Below are 18,781 nucleotides of genomic sequence, written 5' to 3'. Positions count from 1 at the left end.
CTGGTTACGCTCCGAGCGTGATCGACGTACTGATCCTGCTCGCGGCCGCCGGGTTCGGCTGGCTGGGCTGGCACGAAGGGCTGGCCCGTGCCCCGTGGGGCTACACCGGCCTGATGCTCGGGGTGGCGGCCGGGATCGTGGCCGTGCCGCTGATCTTCGGTGAGGTCGATCTGTCGGTGTGGGTGTCGATGGGCGCGCTGCTGGTCGTCCTAGCGCTGGCCGTGGCCGGCCGCTCGCTGCTGCTCTGGGTGGAGAGCCACGTGCGGGAGCGCCTGAGCTGGGAGCCGGACCGCCGGATCGACGGCCCGGGTGGGGCGGTGTTCGGGGTCGTCGCCACTCTCGGCGTCTGCTGGATGCTCGGCTTCGCGCTCGCGGGCTCGGCACTGCCCGGGGTCGCCACCGCGACCAACCGCTCGGTGGGGCTGCGCCTGCTCAACCAAGCACCGCTGCCGTTCAACAGCTTCCTGGCGGAACGCTTCGTCAAGCTCGGCGACGACACCAGGTTCCCACGGTACGTCGACCTGTTCACCACCGAGCACATCGTCGACGTACCGGCACCGCCGAAGGACGTCGTCGACGACCCCGACGTGGTCGCCGCCAGCAGGTCGGTCTGGAAGATCTTCGCGCGCGACAACGCCCTGACCTCCAGCCAGGGCACCGGCTTCCTGGTCGGCCCCGAGCGACTGATGACCGCGGCGCACGTGGTCGGCAAGTCCGACAGCATCCGGGTGGTGACCGAGTCCGGCCGGCTGACCGCGCGGGTCGTCGTCTGCGACCCGGAACAAGACATCGCCATCCTCGACGTCCCGGGCATCGGGGGCCGGGTGCTCACCTTCGCCGACGCCGAGCAGGGCGACCCCGCCGCGGTCGTCGGCTTCCCGGAGAACGGTCCGCTGCGGTTCGACCCGGCGCGGGTGCGGGAGCGGCGGGAGTGGCAGTCCAGCGACATCTACGGCGACGGCCGCTACGCCCACGACGCGTACTCGGTCCGCGGCCGGATCCGCTCCGGCAACTCCGGCGGGCCGATGTTCGACCCGGACGGACACGTGCTCGGGCTGGTGGTCGCGTCCTCGCGCGCCGACCGGCAGACGGGTTACGTGCTGACCAGGACGCAGGTAACGATCGCGCTCGCCCTGGGCCAGGAGCTGAAGCCCGGCACCGGCAACTGGTGTGACTGATGGCTGCGGACGGCGTGCCCGACGCCCGGTGGCTGGCCTACCTCTACGAGCGGCACTCACCGGCCGAGCTGCGCGGGTGGGCCAACCGGCTCGCGGTCTTCCGGTTCTGTCGCGCCTTCGGCGGTCACGCCAACGACAGCGACCAGCTGACGGCCGCGTTCGCCGTACCGACCGAGGCCGACCTCCGGGAGGCGCTGACCGCGATCGGCGTCGTGCCGACCGTGGCCCAGCCGGGCTGGGTCCGGATCGCCGACGCCGACGTGCACACCTGGGTCAGCGGCGGCCGACTGACGCTGACGATCTCCGACGCCGACAGCCCGTACGACGTCACCGAGGCCGCCGTCCGGGCCGCGGAGGCCGTCGAGCCGGTGCTGGCTCCGATCCGGGCGCTGGTGATCGACCCACCGCTGGACCGGGCGCACTGCATCTGCCCGAAGTACTACCCTGACCTCTGGTCCTGACTGGCGACACTGTCGGTGATCGGGGTGATCCAGGACTGGTGCGTCGTGTTGTTCTTGGTGATCGCCAATAGGTCGTCCATGTGCGGTTCCAGACCGGTCACCTTGTCCAAGGGAACGCCGATGACCAGCTGGAAGCCGAGGCCCTTCCAGGCCTGGACGGCTCGTCCAGCGAACTCGGAGTCGGCCTTGACGAAGCCCTCGTCGAGGAAGACCGGCGCGAACCTCGGCCGCGAACGCATCTCGTCGCCGAGCCGGAACCTGAGCGCGGACCCGACGATGAAGGCGACCAGCTCCTGGCTCTCACCGCCGCTCTTCTCCCCGAGCGTGCGGTAGGTGGCTCGCAGCTGTCCGGTGAGATCGTCGTAACGCTCGGCGCTCAGCTCCACGTGACGGCGTACGTCGAGCAGCCGGTCCCGATCACTGGTGCCGGTCGGCGCGGCGCCGGACTGGGCCGGCTTGCGCAGCTGCTGCATGAAGCGGCTCAGCTCGGAGAAGCGCTTCTCCAGGTCGGTCTCCTTCAGCTCGGCCGTCGAACCCGCCGAGAGCGCACGCAGGTCCCGCATGAAGGTCTGGACGTGTGCCGGCGCCAGCCTCTTGAGCCGGATCCGCAGCCGGTCGCGCGAGGCCCCGAACTCGAGCCGGCGCAGGATCGCGTTGATCGGCTCGAGCCGGTCCTCGATCTCCTCGATCGAGGCCGCCATCGCCCCGACCAAGGGCACCAGGTCCTGGCCGCTCCACTCGGTGAGACGACGCCGCCACTCGGAGCGACGCTCCGCGAGCCCCTTGCCGCGGATCTCGTCGAGGATCCGCGTGTAGTCCGGGTAGGAGTCGGCGGTCGCGCCGAGGTTCGGCGAGTCCCACTGGAACTTGTACATCCGGAAGATCCCGGCCAGATCCTCGTCGACACGCGCCACCTCGGCCTCGGCGTCGGCGACCGCGGTACGGAGACGCTGGGCGAGGCGCTGGGAGTTCTCGGCGAACCTGTCGAGGTCTTCCGGATCGGCCGGTGCCGCAGCCGCCGCGAAGTCGGCCGACAGCGACGCCTCCTGCTCGTCGGTCAAGGCGGCCGCGCCAGCGAGCTCCATCGCCTCCAGGCGATCCGCCACCAGGTCCTCGGAGTCGATCAGCTCGGCATGTGCATCGTTCAGCTCCCGCTGGCGCTGCTCCAGGCCGAAGCGCCGCCGCCGCGCCTGGTCCAGCTGCTCGGTGAGCTGCTCGATCTGCGTCTCGAGGGCTTGCAGCTGGCTGTCCGCGGCCAGGATCTCCGCGCGCCGCCGCTCGAGCTCGGCGATCCGCCGGTCGCTGCCCGCCACGTCTATGTCCTCGAAGCGGGCCACGGCCACCGCTTCGTACGCCGTCCGCGACCGCTCCAGCGCAGCGGCCTGACGGTCAAGGTCGGTCACCCCGGTCCCGAGCGCGGCCAGCTCCCGGTCGAGAGCGGCGAGGTCTGCGTCGATCTCGGCGATGGCATCCTCGTTAGAGAAGCCGATGACGTTGCGGGTGTCGTTGCGGCCGTGGGTGCCGCGGCGCCCCTTGCGGGTCTGGCCGGCCAGGGTCACCCGGAGGTCGCCGCCCGCCAGGCCGGCCGCCGTTTCCACGCACAGCGCGTTGCGAGCCGGCTCCTCGACGTGCGCCTGCACCCAGCCGGAGAAGGGCGAGTCCTTGAAGACCAGTTTGCCAGCGATCCGCTCCGGGTCGGCCGGACCGTGGTCGGGCAGATCCAGCTCGACGCCCTCGAAGGTGAGCCGGCCGCGCAGGCTCAGCCCGTCGATCGCCGCCGAGAACGCGTCGAGGCGGTCGAGCGGGATCAGCATCGTCCGCGCCGACGCACCGAGCACGGTCTCGATCGCGGTCCGCCAGCGACTCTCGTCGGGCGCGACGTCGATCAGCTCGGCCACGAACGGCAGCTCATCGATCGACAGGCCGCTCGCCTGCGCGACCTCGGCCCGCAGCTCATGCATGCGCGCCGGCATCCGGCCGGCCCGGTCCGCAAGCGAGGCTCGCTCGCGACGCAGCTCGCTCTGCCGCTCGCTGAGTGGGAACTGACGGCGCAGCGCAGCGTCCCGCTCCTGCCGGAGCCCGTCGGCCTTCGCCTCCCGGCTGCCGAGCCAGTCGCGCGCCGACCGCTGGAGGCTCGCGAACGACTCGCCCGACGCCAGCGCGTCATCGAGGTCCACCGAGTCGGCGGCGCTCGGGTCGCTCAGCGGCAGCAGCCGTTCCTGGAGGGCCGTCCGGCGTCCGAGCCGGTCCTCCCGGACCACCGCCTCCTGCTCCAGGGAGAGCGCCAGCGACTGGAGGGTGGAGCCACCGGCGGCGCGATGCGCGTCCTTCGCCGCCTCGAGGTCTCCCAGCAGCCCTCCCTCGGCCGACGTGGTCGAGGCGAGGTCGTCGGCGGTCGTGGCGCGCGCATCGCGGTTGGCGGTGACGGCGGCCTCGAGCAGCCGCCGATGGTTGCGGAGCAGCCACAGCCGCAGCGGAGTGTCGCCGGGCAGGGTCACGCCGTACGCGTCGAGCTCGGCCAGCCGGCCGGCCGCCGAGACCTTGCGCTCATGGAGGCCGGTGATCGGATCGAGCAGCTCGAGCTTCTGCTCCTCGGTGCGCATCGCGGAGTACGCCGTGTCGAGATCGTCGAAGTGCTCGATGGCACGGTCGGCCGCGGCGTACGTCGCCGGGCGCTCGAGAACCATGTCCTTGTAGAGCTCGTCGACGCTGCGCACCTGGTTGCCGGCCTGGATCCGGGCCAGCAGCCGAAGAGCCTTCGACCCGTCGCCGTTGGCGCCGATGCCGAGCCGGGCGTGGAGGACGGCGGAGAACTCCGCGTAGGTGCGGTGCACCCGGATGCCCGGGAAGAGCTTCTTGAGGGTGTTGGCGTGGAAGCGCTCGGGTACGGCGACCTCGAGCTTGTCGAGCGGGAGGGCGCTCTCGTGGGTGACGAGCTGCATCTGCACCTCGCCGGACCGGGTGGCGCGGCGCGGGACGTAGTAGGTGCGCAGTGCCGTGAAGCGACCGCCCTGGTCGTTGACGAAGGTCATCGCCACCGCGCCCCAGGTGTCGGTGCCGCTGCCGCGCAGTAGCTTCTCCACCGGCCGGCCGGTGCGCGGATCGTCCACGACGTCTACGGCGCCGCGGAGATAGGACAGCAGGTTGCGCTGACCGACGCTGCGCGCCCGGCCCGCGACAGCGTCGTTGGAGGCGCCGTTGAACTTCGTGTCGGACGGCATCATCAGCGCCGTGTAGGCGTCGAGGATCGTGCTCTTCCCGACGCCCGAGGCGCCGGAGATCATCGTCGTGTCGCCGCGCAGCGGGATCAGGGTCAGGCCGCCGAAGCCGCCCCAGTTGACCAGCTGCAGCAGCGCGGCGCGCCACTGCATGGTGTCGTCGGCCGGGGTCGCCACGACCGCCTGCTCGAACAGCCCGTCGCCCGGCTCCTCGACGACCTTCTCGACCTCGTCGATGGACATCCTCACTCCTCCATCGCTTCGTCGGTCTGCACTGGACCATCGCCGAACAGGGCGGACGGCTCGGCCAGCTCGTCCGTGTCCTCGACGCCGTTGGCGCGCTGCAGCGCGTCGAGCAGCTCGCGGAGCAGCTCGAGCGGGAGCAGCGGCTCGACGGCCTCGCTGATCTCGTAGCGGTCGTCGGCGGCGTTGCCGATCAACAGCCCGGCCTTCACGATGCTGACCACGGCGTTGCGCGCACGCTTCTCGTCACCGGCCTCGTCGGTGGCGTGCCCGGGCCGGAAGCTCGCGACGTACTCGACGATGTCCTCGCGGTCGATGAACACCCGCGTGTCACCCGTCGCAAGCCCGGCGCGCAGCCGGTCGCGGAGGTGGACCAGCACCACCGTCTCCTCGCGCGACCACGCGACGTCGTACAGCAGCGTCGGGAAGCGGCTTCCGGTCTCGGACGTCGCCTGCCGCTTCCACGCCACCTCACGGGTCCGGTCCACGGCCAGGTCGAGGAAGAGGTCGTTGAGCCGGGAGCGGAGCACCCGCTCGTGCTCGACCAGGACCTGCCAGTCGCGTGGGTGGGTGCGGGCGCTGATGAAGCGCTGCTTGAGCAGGGTCACCAGGGCGTGGCGCTGGGCGTACTCCAGTCCGCCCTCATCGCCCTCGAACAGGGAGACCGAGTCCTGGTCGAGGAGCTCGTCGTCGACCTCGGTGTCGATGCTCATGCTCGGGTCTCGCTCTCTGGTCGGTCTGGGTCGGGCAACGACACCCGGGGCACGGAGAAGGTACGCCGGGTCCCGTCCGCGCGGACCGCCGCGAACTCCTCGGCGGCGTCCTCGGTCTCCCACTCGCGGTCGGCCGCGAGGTGCAGCAGGCCGAAGATCTCGACCGGCCGGCGCAGTGACGGCTCGAAGCCGTCGAACAGCTCGGCCAGCGAGCCGGCCGGCAGCAGCGAGGCCAGCGACTCGTCGAGGCGCTGGCGCAGCGACGCCAGCTGCGGGCCGCCCTGTGACATCAGCGCAGCGAGCGACACCGGCGGCGCGTCCTCGGCGTCGGCCGCGGAGATCCGCTCGGGGAGCACGTCGTCGGCCGGGTCGTAGAACCGCTCGCGAAGGTGCTCGACGCCAGCGCGCGCCGGCAGCAGCGGAAGGTCGACCGTGGCGCGCGGCCCGGTCCGGGCCATCCACGTCATCAGCTCGGACTCGACCTGGCGCAGCGTCTGCTCGAGCTCACGGTCGCGAGCCGCGTCGTGGGAGACGATGTACTCCTTCAGGGTCGCGGTCACCCGCGAGCGCTGGGCGAGGACCCGGTCCAGGCCGTCGCGCACGAGCCGCACGGTCCCGCGCAGCTCGGCGCGGTCGGCGTCGCTGAGGAGGCCGTCGGACAGCGGGTGGTCCAGCAGCGCCGTGAGGTCCTCGCGGAGCTGAATGACCAGGGCGTCGTCGCGCAGCAGCGTGAACGCGCCCTCGAACGCGCGGCCCTCGTGGGTCGAGGTCATCAGCGCGTCCGCTCGACTCAGATAGTCGTCGATGACCTCGCCGGCCGGACGGTCCTCGGCCCGGAACGCGGCGAGGATCTCGCTGCGAATGGTCGCGAACCGCTCCTCAACCCGCGCGAAGTCGCTGGGAAGCGCGGAGATCAGCGAGAGCAGCTCGGTGAAGCCTTCGAGCATGTAGTCCTCGGTCGCGCTGACCAGCTCGGCGCCGTCAACCAACCGGTCCCGCTCGGCACGCAGCCGGGCGATCTCCGCGTTGAGGATGGTGACCCGCGCCGTCCGATCGGGGTTGGCCTCGGAGTTGAAGCGCCGGACCGTGCCGAGGATGGTCGCGATCCGGTGCTCGCTGAGCGTGGCTCGGTCACGCGCGAGGTTCTTGACCAGCTCCAGCGCCTGCTGGGCGTGGGAGGTCAGCGTGTAGACCTCCTGTCCGGTCTCGTCGAGCGAGCGCACCAGCCACTGGCCGCGCATCCACCGCTGGCAGATGTCGCGGCCACTGCCGCTGGGCACCTCGGTCTCCCCCGCCAGCCTGACCTCGGCCAGGTGCTCCTCGACCTGCGTGTGCAGCCGTGCGGTCGGGATCGGCTTGTTGTTGCGCCCGAATGCGGCCCGGAAGATCGTGATCACCACCGGCGCCTGGCGCTGGTGCAGCAGGGTCAGGGTCGGCTGCGCGAACGCACCTCTGACCCGGGCCAGCTCCCCCGCGATCCCGCTCATCCACTCCCTCGACTTCGGCTTGCCCGGTGTTCGTACGACGGGCAAGCATTACAGAGAGTGCCGACAACTAGAGATCGCAGGTGTTGACGAGGTCTCCGGCCGGTCGGGCGTAGTAGCCGTCGGCGGGTGGAGCGGTGCCGGCCTCGACCCACGCGGTGAGCTCGGTGAACGCCGCCCGGGCGCAGGGCAGGAGCGGGCGGAGCCGGTCCGGGAACAAGGCGTAGAGACCGTCGGTGTGAGTGCCGTCCTCGATCTCGTAGTAGCGGTGGAGACGATCCCGCCCGGCGTCCTCGATCAGGGTGTCGTAGACGTCGGAGTCGGTCGCGGGCGGCAGGAGCGTGTCGAGGGTCCCGTGGAGGGTGAGCAGCGGCCGCCGGATCTTGCCGGTGAGTGAGACCGAAGCGACGGCCCGCTTCACGTGCCCGGGGCGCGAGGCGTAGTCGTAGTCGGCGTCGCAGTTCGGCGTACCGCTGGCGCAGAACGGCACGCCGGCGTCGAGGTCGCCGTCCCAGCGCGGGTCGAACTCCTCGCGGTAGATCCGCTGGGTCAGGTCCCAGTAGACCTGGTGGTGGAACGGCCACAGGAACTCCGAACCCGGCGCGAACCCGGCGTCGATCATCGCCGTGTGCGCGGCGGGATCACCGGTGGCGGCGTAGCGCGGGTAGTTGGCGAGCGCGGTGGGCAGGTAGGTGAACAGGTTCGGCCCGTCGGCGCGGAACAGGGTGCCCTCCCAGTCGACGCCGCCGTCGTACAGATGCGGTCTGTTCTCCAGCTGCCAGCGGGTCAGGTAGCCACCGTTGGAGATGCCGAACAGATAGGTGCGCTCGGGGGCGCGTCCGTACACGTGCCGGGCGACGCGCTTGGTCGCCTTCGTGAGCTCGGTGACGCGCCGGTGCCACTCGGCGACCGACCCGCCCGGCCGGGAGCCGTCGTCGTAGAAGCGGACGCCCGTGTTGCCCTTGTCGGTCGAGGCGAACGCGTAGCCCTGGCTCAGCACCCAGTCGCCGATGATGAAGTCGTTGGCGTACTGGCGGCGGACGCCGGGTGCGCCGGTGATCACCACCTTGCCGTTCCACCGGTCGGGCAGCCGGATCACGAACTGCGCGTCGTGGTTCCAGCCGTGGTTGGCGTTCGTGGTGGAGTCGTCGGGGAAGTAGCCGTCGACCTGGATGCCGGGCACGCCGGACGGATTCGCCGTACCGGGCGCGTGCAGGCCGTTCCAGTCGGCCTGGTTGGTGTGCCCGGTCTGCACGGTGCCGGCGGTGGTCAGGTCGTCGAGGCACGCGGTGACGACCAGCTCGGCGCCCCGGACCCGCGCCCGGTCCTGACCGGCGCAGTGATCGGTGCGGGCGTCGGCCGGCTCGGCCGCCGAGGCCGGCAGCGACAGCGCTGCGCAGGCCAGCGTCACGGTGATGCCCTGGACGGTACGGCGGCGGGTGGTGAGGTCCATACCCGCCATGGTCGAGCCGTGCCGAGCACTCGGAAACGGTGCTCGCCCACATGGGTCGGACGCCAGTTGTGTGCAGGAACCCCATCGAGCCGCCACATCGGCCAACGTAGGTTCCTGAGCATGGAGAACCCGCCGCCGTCGTCGCTTGCGGGCCAGTCCCTTGCGGGCAAGAGGGCCGTCGTCACCGGCGCCGCGAGCGGGATCGGTGCCGCCGTCGCCCGCCGGCTCGCGAGCAGCGGCGCGTACGTCGTGGTCTGTGACCGCGACGCCGACGGCGCCGAGGCGGTGGCCAAGGAGGTCTCCGGCGAGGCGTGGGTCGTCGACCTCGCGGCGACCGACGAGCTGGTCGGCCTCGCGCTCGACGCCGACATCCTGGTCAACAACGCCGGGGTCCAGCACGTCGCTCCGGTCGAGGAGTTCCCACCCGACCGGTTCTCGCTGATCGTGCGGCTGATGCTCGAGGTCCCGTTCCTGATGGCGCGGGCGTGTGTTCCCCACATGTACTCCCGGGGCTGGGGGCGGATCGTCAACATCTCCAGCGCACACGGCCTGCGAGCGAGCGCGTACAAGGCGGCGTACGTCGCGGCCAAGCACGGGCTCGAGGGGTTGTCGAAGGTCCTCGCGCTCGAGGGCGCGGACCGCGGCGTGACCAGCAACTGCGTCAACCCGGGCTACGTCCGGACGCCGCTGGTGGAGAAGCAGATCGCCGACCAGGCCCGCGTCCACGGTCTCTCGGAAGACGAGGTGGTGACCGAGGTGATGCTCACCAAGTCGGCGATCAAGCGGCTGATCGAGCCGGGCGAGGTGGCGGCTGCCGTCTCCTACCTGTGCTCCGACGAGGCGGCGTTCATGACGGGCAGCAGTCTGGTGATCGACGGTGGTTGGTCTGCGCATTGACCCGAGGTCCGCGAGAATGGGGGGCGTGACCGGCATCGAGTTCATCGAGCTGCTCGCTCGCGATGCGTCTGCGGTCGAGTTCGAAGGTCCGGTGCTGGCGGCGCGGTCGGCGGGTGCCAGCACCGAGACGATCGCAGAGCTGGAGCGCGCGAAGGGCCTCGCCCTGCAGGTGCGCGCGGTGCTCGAGGCCAGGCGTAGGCGGGAGTCGGAGCTGTCGGCGCTGTACGAGACCGCGAACGACCTGGCCGCGCTCACTGACCTCGACGCCGTCCTCCAGGCGATCGTCAACCGGGCGCGGCAGCTCCTGCAGAGCGACGTCGCCTACCTCACCCTGAACGACGAGGGGCAGGGCGACACCTACATGCGGGTCACCGAGGGCGTGCTGACCGCGTCGTTCCGCGCGGTGCGGCTGCCGATGGGCGCCGGGCTCGGCGGACTGGTTGCGCAGAAGGCCACGCCGTACTCCACCGCCGACTACTTCGAGGACGAGCGGTTCCGGCACACCCGGTCCATCGACAGCGCGGTGGCCGACGAGGGCCTCAAATCGATCCTCGGCGTCCCGCTCCTGCTGGGCAGGCAGGTGATCGGCGTTCTCTACGCGGCGAACCGCAGCGTCCGGCCGTTCGGCCGCGAGGAGGTGGCGCTGCTGGTCTCGCTGGCCGCGCACGCCGCGATCGCGATCGACAGCGCGCGACTGCTCGCCGAGACCCAGCAGGCGCTGAGCGAGCTCGAGGCAGCGAGCGAGATGCTCAAGTCGCACACCGACAACGTCGAGCGGGCCGCCGACGCCCACGACCGGCTGATGCGGATCGTCCTGCGCGGGGGTGGCGTCGACGACGTCGTGCGCGAGGTGCGGGCGGTCCTCGGCGGCGACGTCCTCGTCGTCGACATCACCGGCGAGGTGATCGCCGCGGACGGCGACGGCTCACCGCAGCCGCACGAGCTGGTGGTCGCCGAGAAGTCGCTGGCGACCAGCGCCACGGCGGAGGGCGACGGCGTCATCTCGGCGCCCGTGCTCGCGGGCGCCGATCAGTTCGGCGCGCTGCTGCTCCGCCGTACCGTCGACCTGCACGAGAGCGACCGCCGGATCCTCGAGCGGTCGGCGCTGGTGACCGCGTTGCTGCTGCTCTTCCGGCGCAGCGTGGCCGAGGCCGAGGGCCGGGTCCGGGGCGAGCTGCTCGAGGACCTGCTGACCGGCGCCGACCGCGACCCCGAGGGGCTGCAGGAGCGGGCCCGGGTGCTCGGCTCGAACCTGCAGCAGCCGCACGCGGTCGTCGTCGTCCAGCTCACCGGCGACCGGGCCCGGGTCAGCCAGGCCGCGGCGTACGCCGCGGGCGTCAACGGCGGCTTCGCCGGAATCCGCGAAGGTCACCTGGTCGTGGTGCTGCCGGACCGGACCGCGCACGAGGCCGCGAAGATCGTCGAGGACGGCCTGCGCCCGGCGACGGGCGCCGCTTTCACCGCCGGCGCTGCCGGCCCCGCCGGCGGACCGGCCGCGATTGTCGCCGCCTATCAGGAGGCCAGGCAGTGCCTCGGGGCGCTGGTCGCCCTCGGTCGCACCGACAGGATCGCGACGGCCGGAGATCTCGGTTTCGTCGGGCTGCTGCTCGGCGGCGACCACCGCCCGGACGCGTTCGTGCGGTCCACGCTCGGGCCGGTCGTGGAGTACGACGCGGCTCGCCGTACCCAGCTCGTCGAGACCCTCGAGGCCTACTTCCGGGTCGGCGGCAACCTGTCCCGCACCGCCGCCGAGCTGCACCTCCACGTCAACACCGTGACCCAGCGGCTGGACCGGGTCGCCAAGCTCCTCGGCGAGGAGTGGACCGAGCCAGGGCGCCAGCTCGAGGTCCAGCTGGCGCTCCGGCTGCACCGCCTCACCGGCTGACCGACCGGGACCGGTCCGGCGGTTGAGGAGGTCGCTCTGCGACCGTCTCGAAACCACCGGACAACAGCGCGATCGTCGCTCGCTATGCGGGCTCACGCGGCGTAGCGGGGTGCCATCGACTCCATCTGCTCAATGACGAGGTGGATCGCGTCCTGCTGCTTGTCCGGCGGGTACTTGTACTTCACCAGGAGCCGCTTGATCGAAGACCGCAGCTTGGCGCGTACGTCATCGCGCACCGTCCAGTCGGTCTTGACGTCACGGCGCATGATCTCGATCAGCTCACGCGCGATCTGAGCAAGTACGTCGTCCTCCATCAGCTCCGCCGCGGACTCGTTGGCTGCTATCGCGTCGTGAAGTGCGAGCTCGTCATCGTCGAGCGGCGGGTCGTACTGCTTGCCCCGGTTGCCCTCCGCCGCGATGTCCTTGGCCATCTCGATGAGCGCCGCGATGACCTCGGCCGAGGTCAGCTGCTGGTTGGTGTACTTGTTCATCAGCTCGCGGAGCCGCTCGGAGAAGGCACGCTGCCGCACCAGGTTGTGCGGCGACGCCTTGCCGGACTCCTCGATCAGCAGTGCCCGCAGCGCCTCGATCGCGAGGTGCGGGTTGTCGGCCTTCTGGGCCTTGGTCGCGAAGTCGGGGCCGAGGTCGGAGAGCCTCGGCTTGGCGATCCCGGCCATGTCGTAGATGTCGACAATGCCGCCGGCGGCTGCCACGTCGGCGACGAGCTGCGAGAGCAGCCGGCGTACGTCGTCCGGCACCGGCTTCCCGCTCGCCTGCCGCTCGGCCGCATCGGCCTTGGCCATCCAGACCCGGACCTCTTCGTAGAAGCGAACCTCGGTGCCGAGATGGTCGAGGGTCTGAGCGCCCGAGCAGAGCGCCCAGGCCCGGGCCAGCTGATTGGCGAGCTTGCGGTAGCGCTGACCGAGTGTCTCCTCGCCTTCATCGACCTGGTTGCCCGGGGTGGCCGGACTGCGCAGGTAGCCGGTCATCCCACGGCACGCTTTCATCCAGCCGTGGTGCTGGGGCAGGTGGGCGCGCCAGTCGTAGCCGGCGCACAGCTCGTCGAGCTTGGTGATCAGTGCGGTCGCCGCGGCCACGGCGTCGTCGACGTCCTTGCCGAGCGGCCGCTCCCTCTGGTCGGTCGCGCTGTACTCCGCGAGCGCCTTGTTGAGGTCTTCGGCGATGGGAGCGTAGGCGACAAGCAGTCCGTCCGCCTTGCCGCGGTAGGTCCGGTTGACCCGGGCGAGGGTCTGCATCAGCAGCGCGCCCTTGAGCGGCCGGTCAACGTAGAGGGTGTGCAGCGGCGGTGAGTCGTAGCCGGTCAGCATCATGTCCTTGACGATGACGATCTGCAGCTCGTCGTCGATCTTGCGGAGCCGCTCCTTGATCACCTTGTTGTCAGACTCACGGCGCACATGCTTCGAGATCGGCGGCTGGTCCTTGGCGCTGCCGGAGTAGACGACCTTGATCTTTCCCTTGTCGAGTGCCTCGTCGTGCCAGTCGGGGCGCAGCTTGACGATCTCTGCGTAGAGGTTCGCGCAGATCTCCCGTGTGGCGCCGACGATCATCGCCTTGCCTGGGCCCTCGATGAACTTCGTCATCGCGGCCGAACGCTGCTCCCAGTGCGTGACGACGTCGAGCGCCAGTGCTTCGAGGCGGGCGGGCGCGCCGTACACCGCGTTGATCACGGCGACCGACTTCTCGATCTGTGCCCGCTCCATCTCGTCGAGGTCCATAGTGGCCTCGTCGGCGGCCTGGTCGAGCTCTTCGTCGCTGACCTTCTTCGCCAGTCCGACCTTGGCGAGCCGGGGCTCGAAGTAGACCGGCACAGTGGCGCCGTCCTCGACGGCGCGGCTGAGATCGTAGATGTCGATGTAGTCGCCGAAGACCTCGCGAGTGTTGCGCTCCGCGAACGAGATCGGCGTCCCGGTGAAGGCGATCAGGGTGGCGTTGGGGAGTGCGTCCTTGAGGTGCCGGGCGTAGCCGTCCAGGTCGTCGTAGTGGCTGCGGTGCGCCTCATCGACGATCACGATGATGTTGCGCCGGTCGGAAAGCAGTGGGTGCGCGGCCCCTTCGTTGCGCTCGTCTTCGGTCCTGCCGAACTTCTGCAGCGTGGTGAAGTAGATCCCGCCCGTGGTCCGGTTGCTCAGCTCGTCGCGCAGTGTCGAGCGCTTCCGGACCTGGATCGGCTGGTTCTCGGGCAGCAACAGGCTGCGGGCGAACGTCCCGAAGAGCTGACCGTCCAACTCCTTGCGGTCGGTGATGACCACGACCGTCGGGTTTTTCAGCCGCGGATCGCGCATCACCTTGTTGGTGTAGAGCTCCATCTCCATGGACTTGCCCGAGCCCTGGGTGTGCCAGACGACGCCGGCCTTGCCGTTGCTCTGGACCGCCTGGATGGTGCTGCCGACGGCCTTGGTGACCGCGAAGTACTGGTGCGGCTTGGCGATCCGCTTGGTGAGGGCGCCGTCCCCTGCGTCGTACGCCGTGAAGTCACGGAGCAGCTGCAGGAACCGCTCCTGGTTGAACACCCCGTCGACGAGGTACTCGAGCTCGACGCCGATCCGCTCGGTATCGGTGATCGCGTCACCCGGGGCCATCGGGCTGCCGTCGTCGTCGACGTTCCACGGCGAGTAGTGCTCCAGTGGCGTGAACGGCGTGCCATAGCGCGCCTCGATCCCGTCGCTGATCACATTCACAACGGCGAAGCGGAAGGCCATCGGGAACTCACGGAGGTACGTCGCCAGCTGTGCATGTGCCGCGGCGAGATCGGCCTGCGCCGCACCGGCCCGCTTCAGCTCGACGAGCGCCACCGGCATGCCGTTGAGGTAGAGAACGAGGTCGAATCGCCGGGTGACATCCGTGGAGCGGATGGTGACCTGGTTGACCGCCAGCCAGTCGTTGTCTTCCGGTCGCGTTCCGACGATCCGGATCGTCGGCGTGTGCTCGATGCCGTCGGCATCGAGGTAGGTGATCCCGCGGTACCCGCCGACCAGTACGTCGTGGATGCGGTGGTCCTCCGCGCTCGGGTCCTGCGACTTCGGGGCCAGGATCTCCGCGAGCGCCTGCTGGAGGTACTCCCCCGGCACCGACGGGTTGAGCTGGCGCATCGCCTCCAGCAGCCGTGGCGGCATCACCAGGTCCGCCCACGAGGCGCGACCGTCGTCGGTCCCCGGCGCAATCTCGGCCCCGGACAGCGCCGTCCAGCCGTGCTCACCGAGCGCTTCGAGCGCGACCTGCTCCCACTCCGCCTCGCTCCCGTCTCTCCCGGTCATGACTCGTCCTCCCAGACGTCTGCGGCCAGCTCGGCCTCGAGTTGTTCGACCGAAGGCAGGCTCGACGCCAGCTCCTCCGGCAAGTTCTTGGTGATCTGGGTCTGCCACTCGGCGACCCCGATGGGCACGGCGTAGCCACGCAGCGCGTACTCCGCGACGACGTTGTTCTTCGACTTACAGAGCAACAGACCGATGGTCGGCTTGTCGGCCTCGTGCGCAAGGAGGTCGTCGACCGCCGCGCGGTACATCCCGAGCTGTCCGAGGAACTCAGGCTTGAACGGGCCCGCCTTCAGCTCGATCACCACGTAGCAGCGCAGCTTGAGGTGGTAGAAGAGCAGGTCGCAGTAGAACTCGTCGCCGGCGAGCTCAAGGCGCACCTGCCGGCCGACGAACGCGAACCCCTGCCCGAGCTCGAGCAGGAAGCGCTCGAGGTGCTGGATCAAGCCGTTCTCGATGTCACGCTCGTGCCGAGTCCCGGCGGTCGACAGGAAGTCGAACAGATACGGGTCACGGGTGGCCTGCTGGGCGAGGTCGGAATCTTCCACCGGCAAGGTCTCGCCGAAGTTGGACACGGCCTTGCCGGAACGTTCGTGGAGTCGGCCCTCGATCTGGAGCACCAGCACGTCTCGACTCCACCCCGCGTCGCTGGCCGCCGCCGCGTACCACGCGCGAAGCTCGGCGTCGTCGAGCTTGTCGAGCAGCACCTGATGGTGGCGCCACGGCAATTGGGCAGCGCTGCGCTGCACAATTTCGCGGTCAGGCCAGGCAGCGGCGAAGGCTCGCATGTACTTCAGGTTGCGTGGTGAGAAGCCCCGAGCGTCCGGGAGCCGCCGCTTGAGGTCGGCGGACTGCCGATCGATCACCTTGGTGCCCCAACCCTCAGCCTGCTGCCGATCCAGGATCTCCTTGCCGATCCGCCAGTACGACGCCAGTAGCTCGGTGTTAGCCGCCCTGACCGCCCGCCGATGGCCGGTGACGACGTGTTGCGACACCGTCTCCAGCAGCTCCGGGTACCACTCCGGCATCGCCGCCTTCGCCGGCGCCGCCGGGAACCCGGTCAGGTCGGTCGAGCCTGTCGAGACCCCCGTGCGCTCCGCCATCAGACAACCTCCTCCACGATCTTCTCCGCATCCTTGACGCGGACCTTCCCCGACATCAGCAACGGCAGAAGCTCGTCTCGGGTCGCGGCGAGGGAGCGAGATTCAACCGCCGCAGCATGCGCGCGCTCACGCAAGGGCCACGCGAACGCCTCGAATGCATCCCAGTCACTGTTTGCCAGATCCGGCACAGGTGCGTCCTTGAAACGGTCAGCACGTACAGCGGGGTAGGCACTCCCCTCAGCCACGGTGAGCAGGTACGCCTCGAATGCTGGCATTCGAGTCGCCTCATACAGACAGGCCACCCGGCCAACCTTCGGATGCAACACGGCAAGGCCCGTCGACGCGATCAAGAGTGGGTCCTCATCCAGAATGAGCGCGTGAGAACGTCGATTCGGCCGGACCGTCGACCAGATCGTGTCACCTTTGCCGACCACCCGACGCGCCCGACCGGGCGCCTGCTCCCACGGTGTCACCGGCGGGAAGTCATACGCACCTTGCCGCACTGCGGCGATGTCTATGTACCGCAGGGAGCCGCCTGGGACCGGCCTGGTCGACGCAACGTTCACGCTCGCGAGCGCAGACAGCGACGTGAAACCCGCTCCTCGTGCGGTCACATCAAGTCTCGTGGCGAGGAGTTCGTCCGCAAGCAGGATCAAGCGGTCGTTGGCGGCGATCTTCTCATCGAGCGCTCCCAACACCTCGGCAATCGCCCACTGCTCGCTCCATGGCTTGAGCGGAATCTGCTTCGAGCTCGCAAACACCGTGTACTGGAACCGTCCGACCCCGGTGTGCTGCACGTGATACTCAGCCATCTCACCACGATCGTAAATCCATCGCAGGTACCAGTAGAGATAACGCGGATCCATGAGGGACGGGTCGACGCGGAGGAACCGTGTGAAACTGGCACCGATCACCGGTTCCGGCATTGCATCGAGCAGTTCCTGGGTAACCAGCACGGTTCGACCAGTGGGGCGCCCGTGCGTTCCGCCAGCGGTTTCGAGCAGGATGTCGTTTGCACTGAGCGTGCGGCGTTGAACCGTGCGATTCGGCAGGTATCGCAATGGAACGCGCCCAACTTGCCCGCGCGCGACATCGGGGAAGTCTGCTCCGCGGATTACGTATCGGGGTGAGTGATCCTGAGTGGGCGTCTCCTTACCCCAATCGCCGTCCTTGGTCTCGACCAAGAGATCTTTGAGCAGCATCGAAGTCACGACAGGCGCTCCAGCTGCTGGCGCACGACCTTCTCCAGGCGCGCGGACTCGTCGAACTGTGCGAGGAGTTCCTTGGTCAGTCTCTCGATCTTGACCTCGACAGCTTCGTCGTCCTCCGCCGCCTCCGCCGAGCCGACGTACCGGCCGGGCGTGAGGGCGTAGTCGGCGGCCTTGATCTCAGCGAGGCTGGCCGACTTGCAGAAGCCGGGCACGTCCTCGTACGTGTGCTCCCTGGCGCCGACCGAGAGCGTGCCGCGCCAGGCGTGGTACGTGTCGGCGATCTTGGCGACGTCGTCCTTGGTGAAGTCCCGCTCGGCGCGGTCGACCATGTAGCCGAGCTCGCGGGCGTCGATGAAGAGGACCTGACCGGTCCGGTCGACCGCGCCCTTCTTGTCCTTCGCGAAGAACCACAGGCAGGCGGGGATGCCGGTGCCGCGGAAGAGCTGGGTCGGGAGCGCGACCATGCAGGAGATCAGGTCGGCCTCGACGATCTGGGCGCGGATGCCGCCCTCGCCATTGGAGTTCGACGACATCGAGCCGTTGGCCAGCACGATGCCGGCGCTGCCGCCGGGCGCGAGCTTGGACAGGATGTGCTGGATCCAGGCGTAGTTGGCGTTGTTGGCGGGTGGGACGCCGTACTTCCAGCGCGGGTCGTCCTCGCGGCGCGCCCAGTCCTTGATGTTGAAGGGCGGGTTCGCCATCACGTAGTCCATCGGGACATCGGGGTGCTGGTCGCGCGCGAAGGTGTCGCCCCAGCGGGCGGCGAGGTTGCCGTTGAGTCTGTGAATGGCAAGGTTCATCTTCGCCATCCGCCAGGTGCGCTCGTTGAGCTCCTGGCCGAAGATCGAGATCGCGGTCCGGTTCAGGTCGTGGCTCTCCAGGAACTTCTCCGCCTGGACGAACATGCCACCCGAGCCGCAGCACGGGTCGTAGACCCGGCCGTGCGTCGGCTCAAGCACGTCCACGATCACCCGGACCACGCTCGACGGCGTGAAGTACTCCCCGCCGCGCTTGCCCTCGGCGCGAGCGAAAGCGGCGAGGAAGTACTCGTAGACCTCGCCCAGCAGGTCGCGCGCCCGGTGCTCACCCTGCTTGGAGAAGCGGGCGCTGTTGAAGAGGTCGAGCAGTTCGCCGAGCCGACGCTTGTCGACGTTGTCCTTGTTGTAGATCCGCGGCAGCGTCCCGGCGAGCGCCGGGTTGTTGATCATCACCAGGTCCATCGCGTCGTCGACGAGCTGGCCGACGCTCTTGTCGTGCTCGCCCATCGCGGCCGGCAGCCCCTTGGCATGCTCGGCGAGGTAGGGGTGGCTGCGCTCGTTCTGGAGACTCTGCCGGGGATTGAGGATCGTGGGCTCGATTTCATGTATCTACGACACCTCGTCGGGCGAGGACCGTCCCACGGCGTTTCGGCGAGGGTGTCGCCGAACCAGAACGGGTCGAGAGCTTTGCCGGCGTGCCCGCGGTCGAGCAGGCGCGGCACCAGCACCGCGCCGAGATAGCCGCCGGCTCCCGTGACCAGAATCGTGCTCACCGTGTTCGAACCCTTCTTTCAGGTCGTGCCGGGTCGGTCGAGATCTCACAGATGGGGTGCAGGGAGCCGGGATGGCAAGGCGGAGCGGGCGCGGACTTCGCTGTCGGGATGGGTGTCGGCACGCCCGCTCCG

12 protein-coding genes are annotated in these 18,781 nt (G+C 69.6%); 4 read left to right on the top strand and 8 right to left on the bottom strand.

Translation table 11 applies throughout. From position 1 onward, the window contains the following. The first annotated feature begins 17 nt into the window (after positions 1-17). Positions 18-1,178 (top strand): MarP family serine protease, encoded by a 1,161-nt coding sequence (locus DDV73_RS18105; RefSeq protein WP_109508668.1) that lies wholly within the window; start codon positions 18-20, stop codon positions 1,176-1,178. Next, complete coding sequence (locus DDV73_RS18100) at positions 1,178-1,639, top strand: hypothetical protein (RefSeq protein ID WP_109508667.1); 462 nt, start codon at positions 1,178-1,180, stop codon at positions 1,637-1,639. The genes DDV73_RS18105 and DDV73_RS18100 overlap by 1 nt, the downstream gene beginning before the upstream one ends. Here DDV73_RS18100 and DDV73_RS18095 read toward each other — a convergent pair. The 4 genes from DDV73_RS18095 to DDV73_RS18080 form a co-directional block, all read right to left on the bottom strand. Further along, a complete protein-coding gene (locus tag DDV73_RS18095; protein ID WP_109508666.1) occupies positions 1,618-5,100 on the bottom strand; it encodes an ATP-binding protein in 3,483 nt (1,160 codons plus the stop codon). The genes DDV73_RS18100 and DDV73_RS18095 overlap by 22 nt on opposite strands. 2 nt (positions 5,101-5,102) lie before the next feature. Further along, complete coding sequence (locus DDV73_RS18090) at positions 5,103-5,813, bottom strand: DUF4194 domain-containing protein (protein ID WP_109508665.1); 711 nt, start codon at positions 5,811-5,813, stop codon at positions 5,103-5,105. Next, a complete protein-coding gene (locus DDV73_RS18085) occupies positions 5,810-7,300 on the bottom strand; it encodes a DUF3375 domain-containing protein (protein ID WP_109508664.1) in 1,491 nt (496 codons plus the stop codon). Before DDV73_RS18085 ends, DDV73_RS18090 begins: the two co-directional genes overlap by 4 nt. A 67-nt stretch (positions 7,301-7,367) precedes the next feature. Next, positions 7,368-8,750, bottom strand: coding sequence for an alpha/beta hydrolase family protein (locus tag DDV73_RS18080; RefSeq protein WP_161962450.1), 1,383 nt, complete (start codon positions 8,748-8,750; stop codon positions 7,368-7,370). A gap of 120 nt (positions 8,751-8,870) precedes the next feature. Here DDV73_RS18080 and DDV73_RS18075 point away from each other — a divergent pair, with 120 nt between their 5' ends. Both DDV73_RS18075 and DDV73_RS18070 read left to right on the top strand, forming a co-directional pair. Further along, a complete protein-coding gene (locus DDV73_RS18075) occupies positions 8,871-9,647 on the top strand; it encodes a 3-hydroxybutyrate dehydrogenase (RefSeq protein WP_109508662.1) in 777 nt (258 codons plus the stop codon). A gap of 25 nt (positions 9,648-9,672) precedes the next feature. Continuing rightward, positions 9,673-11,532 carry a helix-turn-helix domain-containing protein gene (locus DDV73_RS18070; RefSeq protein WP_206050945.1) on the top strand — a complete coding sequence of 620 codons (1,860 nt, stop codon included), beginning with the start codon at positions 9,673-9,675 and terminating at the stop codon, positions 11,530-11,532. A gap of 92 nt (positions 11,533-11,624) precedes the next feature. Here DDV73_RS18070 and DDV73_RS18065 read toward each other — a convergent pair whose 3' ends face one another. The 4 genes from DDV73_RS18065 to DDV73_RS18050 are packed head-to-tail and all read right to left on the bottom strand — an operon-like array spanning position 11,625 to position 18,383. Continuing rightward, positions 11,625-14,807, bottom strand: coding sequence for a type I restriction endonuclease subunit R (locus DDV73_RS18065; RefSeq protein ID WP_109508660.1), 3,183 nt, complete (start codon positions 14,805-14,807; stop codon positions 11,625-11,627). Beyond that, the gene (locus DDV73_RS18060) at positions 14,804-15,907 is read right to left on the bottom strand and encodes a PDDEXK nuclease domain-containing protein (protein WP_109508659.1); all 1,104 of its coding nucleotides are present in this window, start codon (positions 15,905-15,907) and stop codon (positions 14,804-14,806) included. The genes DDV73_RS18065 and DDV73_RS18060 overlap by 4 nt, the downstream gene beginning before the upstream one ends. Next, a complete protein-coding gene (locus DDV73_RS18055; RefSeq protein ID WP_154402802.1) occupies positions 15,907-17,118 on the bottom strand; it encodes a restriction endonuclease subunit S in 1,212 nt (403 codons plus the stop codon). Before DDV73_RS18055 ends, DDV73_RS18060 begins: the two co-directional genes overlap by 1 nt. Next, entirely contained in the window at positions 17,115-18,383 is a 1,269-nt protein-coding gene (locus DDV73_RS18050) for an N-6 DNA methylase family protein (protein ID WP_109508657.1), read from the bottom strand. The genes DDV73_RS18055 and DDV73_RS18050 overlap by 4 nt, the downstream gene beginning before the upstream one ends. Positions 18,384-18,781 lie beyond the last annotated feature (398 nt).

The sequence above is a fragment of the Nocardioides speluncae genome, from assembly GCF_003121585.1.
GTDB classification, from domain to species: Bacteria; Actinomycetota; Actinomycetes; order Propionibacteriales; family Nocardioidaceae; genus Nocardioides; species Nocardioides speluncae.
The sequence above is the reverse complement of the archived record's forward strand: the minus strand, read 5'-3'. Positions and strand labels throughout refer to the sequence as shown.